Origin of the sequence: Streptomyces pathocidini (assembly GCF_001418495.1) — a bacterium.
GTDB lineage: Bacteria > Actinomycetota > Actinomycetes > Streptomycetales > Streptomycetaceae > Streptomyces > Streptomyces pathocidini.
Genome location: NZ_LIQY01000462.1, coordinates 1 through 3,826, shown reverse-complemented (window position 1 = coordinate 3,826; position 3,826 = coordinate 1). Strand labels below are relative to the sequence as shown.

Here is a 3,826-nt window from a genome sequence, read left to right as displayed (position 1 = left end):
CCGCACGCGCGCGTGCGGTGCCTTCGAGGTACGCGTACTCGGGCACGTCCTCCACGCGCAGGTGGACCGGGTCGGGGAAGCGGCGGGAGGAGGGGCGGTACGGGGACGGGTCGGTCGGGTCGGTGCCGTCCCCCGGCACGGCCGCGTGCAGCGGGTTGAGCTGGACGAAACCGGCTCCCAGGGTCCGGCCGGACCAGGCGGCGAGGTCGGCCAGGTCTCCGAGGTCGCCCATGCCCCAGGAGCGGGCGGACAGCAGGGAGTAGAGCTGCACCAGGAAGCCGTGGGTGCGGCCGGGCGGCTCGGGCATCCGGTCGGGCGCCACGATGAGCGTGGCGCGGGCGGAGCGGCCGTCGGAGGCGTGGGCGCGCAGGGCGTGGACGCCGAGCGGCAGTTGGCCGGCCAGGCCCGCTCCGCCGTCCGCCGACCCGTGCCCCCGGAAGAAGGCGGAGCCGTTCCAGGGCAGGCAGTCGCCGTCCTCGGTGTCGACCCGCAGCACGGTGCCCTCGGGCAGGGCCGGGACGGGCGGGCGCGAACCGGACACGGGGGCGTACGGAGGCGCGGAGTGCGGGCGTGGGGCGTACGAGTGCGGGGCGTACGAGTGTGGGGGCGCGGTTCCGTCCGGGGCCGAAGGGTCGGCAGGCCGCCGCAGGACAACCGTGTCGGGCAGCAGCCGGTTCGCCTCCCCGTGCACATGGCGGTCGAGTGCGGCCCGCACGGCGGCAGGCGTGGACGCGTCCACGCCGAGGGCGGCGAGCACGGCGACGACCGTCTCCTCGGGAACCCGGACCGTACGGCCCGGCGCGGGCTCGTACGCGGTGGCGACTCCGTGCAGGGCGGCGAGCCGCGCTCGGCCCATCTAGACCTCCATGGTCTCCGTGTTCCCGCCCAGGGCGGTGGGCTCGCTGGTCAGCGGTAGTTCGGCGAGCGGTGGCTCGCTCGTGAGCGGTGCGGTGTCGGCGAGCGGCGGTTCACTGGTCAGCGGGGGTTCGGCCCACTCACTGGAGCTTGCGCCCTCCAGGCCCGAATCGGGGTCCGACAGGCCGTCCAGGTCGAGCGGGTTGACGGGTTCCTGGTGGTCCAGGCGGCACGTCGGATCGACGGGGCAGGGGGAGTCGACGGAACCGGCGGGTTTGGACAGGGCGGACAGCAGCAGTTGGGCGGACGCGGCCACGTCGGGCCTCCGATGGTCGACGGCGGTTGGTCACCAGCAGGCCTACCCCGTGGGCAGGACCGCAGACGTAGACACCTCGGGAACGTGGTCCAGCTCACAAAGGTTCCCGCCACCCGATTTCACGGCCGCCACCCGCGAACCGCGCAGGCATTGCGGCCACGCGGGCCCGACGGATGACGATTTCCGGACGGCCGGTGTTGCACGGGGCGTGGGGTGAGGAGACGTGCGGGGCGGAGCTCGGGCGAGAGCGTGCGCCGCGGGCGCGGGGCGCGGAGCGCGGGCGAGCTGCCCGCGACGGAGAGGCCGGACCGGCCACGACGGGCGGGGCCCGGGCTCGTGGCGGCGGGCCCGGCCGAAGGCCATGGCGGCGGGCGCGGCCACCATCGTCCGCGACGGATGTGGTTCCGCGGAGTAGACCCGGTGCGCGCCCGCGGTGGGCACGGTCGGCGCGCGCCGAACCGTCCGCGACAAGGTGGCAGAACCGTCCACGACGGGCGAGCTCAGGCCCACAGGCGGCAGTTGGCCAGCCGAAGGCCGTGGCGACGGGTGGGGGCCGCGGCCGTCCACTGTCGTCCACGGCGGACATGGACCCGCCGGCGTACGCCGTCAGGCAGGGCCGTGCGCGCCCGCCACGGGAGTCGTGTGCCGTTCCGTCACCACACCCTCGGGCGGCGGTCCGCCCACGGCGAGGCCGCCTCCAACTGGGCGGCGAGCGCGAGCAAGGGGCCCTCCGCGCCGTGGGCCGCGCCCAGCATCATGCCGATGGGCAGGCCTGCGCCGGTCCAGCCCAGCGGCAGGGAGACCGCGGGCAGACCGGCGATGTTCCAGGGCGCGGTGAAGGGCGTGAAGGCGATCTGCGCGGCGAAGTCGGCGGCCGGGTCGGCGTCGTCGCGCAGCGAGCCGACCGGCTGCGGAAGCCGGGCGAGGGTGGGGGTGAGCACGGCGTCGTACGGGGCCACGGCGGCGGCGAGGCGGCGCCCCACCACCTGCATGGCGGCCAGCGACCGCGCGTAGTCCAGGCCCGTCGCGGCCCGGCCCCGCGCGCGCAGCCAGCGGGTGAGCGGGGTCAACTCGCCCTCCCGCTCCGGCGGTACGGGCACGAGCCCGGCCAGCACCGCCCATACGGGCGTGAACGCGTCCCGGTCGCCGGGCCGCAGCGGCTGGTCGGCGTCGACCACCTCGTGGCCGAGCTCGGCGAGCAGCGCGGAGGTCTTCTCGTACGCGGCGAGCACCTCGGGCTCCACGCTCACGCCCGCCACGTCCGGCCGCGCCCAGCGCGCGATGCGCAGCCGCGCCGGGGCGCGCTCGCACCACTCCAGGAACAGCCGCGCGGGCGGTGCCATGGGGACCGGGTCCCCGGGGGCCGGGCCGGCCATGACATCGAGCAGCGCGGCCGCGTCCCGGACCGTACGGGCCAGCGGCCCGGCCGTGGCGAGGCCGCTGACGTCGCCGTAGGGGGCGGGGCTGACGCGGCCGCGGCTCGGCTTGAGGCCGACGAGGCCGCAGCAGGCGGCGGGGATCCGGATGGATCCACCGCCGTCGCTGCCCTGGGCGGCGGGCGCAAGTCCGGCGGCCACGGCGGCGGCCGCCCCGCCGCTGGACCCGCCCGCGCCCAGGGCGGGGTCGTACGGGGTGCGGGCCGGCGGCCCGATCCGGCTCTCCGTGTAGGCGGGGAGCCCGAATTCGGGGGTGTTGGTCTTGCCGAGCAGCACGGTGCCGGCGCGTTCGAGCCGGCCCACCAGTCGGGTCGCCTCCTCCGGAGCGGCGATCCGGTCGGCGAAGACGGCCGACCCGGCGGTGTACCGGACGCCGGGCACGGGGTCGAGGTCCTTCACCGGCAGCGGTACGCCCAGCAGCGGCGGCAGTTCGCCGCCCGCGGCGCGGCGGCGGTCCGCCCTGCGGGCGTCGTCGAGGGCGCGCTCGGGGGTGACGGTGAGGTAGGCGCCGAGCCCGCCGTCGAGCCGCTCGATCCGGGCGAGGTAGTGCTCGGCCACCTCGACGGCCGAGACCTCCCCCCGCCGCAGGGCCCCAACGAGCCCCAACACCGTCAACTCATGGATTTCGCCCACGCCTCCACCATACGAGCAGGGTCCGTTCCGGTGTGGGCACGTCTCGACAAACCCCCCAGTGGGAGACGACTCGGGCCATCAGGGATCATCGGACGTGGCGTTGACGACACTTCAGGCGGGGATGGGCTGGGCTGTCGCTCCAGGGGTATGACGGGGCATTGACGTGGATGGACAGGGCGAGGGAGAAGCCGTGCAGTTCCGTGGTTCCAGGCCGCACAGGACCCGTGAGGGCCGTGGCACGACCGACGGCACCGGGCCGACGGCCGCCGCCCCGACCGGCAGTCCCGGAACCGCCGCCCCAACCACACCCAACGGTCCCGGAACCGCCGCCCTGGGCACGGCCGGCAGTCCCGGAGCCGCGGCAACCGGCAGGGCAATCGGCAGGGCGGGCGGTGCCGGGACAGGCGCTCCGGGCACGACGCGCAACGCCAGGGCGGCCACCCCCAACGCGCCCCGCCGCGTCAGGGTCACCGCCCTGGCCGCCGCCGTCATCGGCGGCCTCGTCGGCGGCGCCCCCGCCTCCGCCGCCGTCCCGCAGCAGCGCGGCGGCCCTCCGGCCGCCTTCCTGACCGACCCCGCGGAAGAC

Annotated in this window: 3 protein-coding genes and 1 pseudogene; 1 reads left to right on the top strand and 3 read right to left on the bottom strand. The window is 76.6% G+C overall.

Going from position 1 to position 3,826, the window contains the following annotated elements; all coding sequences use genetic code 11:
• From AOK16_RS20375 to AOK16_RS20365, 3 genes are all read right to left on the bottom strand, one after another.
• Nucleotides 1-856 (bottom strand): 4-alpha-glucanotransferase (locus AOK16_RS20375; protein ID WP_205627742.1); only part of this gene is annotated, 856 nt, incomplete at its 3' end.
• Entirely contained in the window at nucleotides 857-1,171 is a 315-nt protein-coding gene (locus tag AOK16_RS20370) for a hypothetical protein (RefSeq protein ID WP_055473637.1), read from the bottom strand.
• 653 nt (nucleotides 1,172-1,824) lie between these two features.
• On the bottom strand, nucleotides 1,825-3,240 hold the full coding sequence (locus tag AOK16_RS20365; protein ID WP_055473636.1) for an amidase: 1,416 nt from the start codon (nucleotides 3,238-3,240) through the stop codon (nucleotides 1,825-1,827).
• A 190-nt stretch (nucleotides 3,241-3,430) separates the two neighbouring features.
• Here AOK16_RS20365 and AOK16_RS26725 point away from each other — a divergent pair.
• Nucleotides 3,431-3,826: pseudogene (locus AOK16_RS26725) on the top strand (hypothetical protein); the annotation flags it as partial.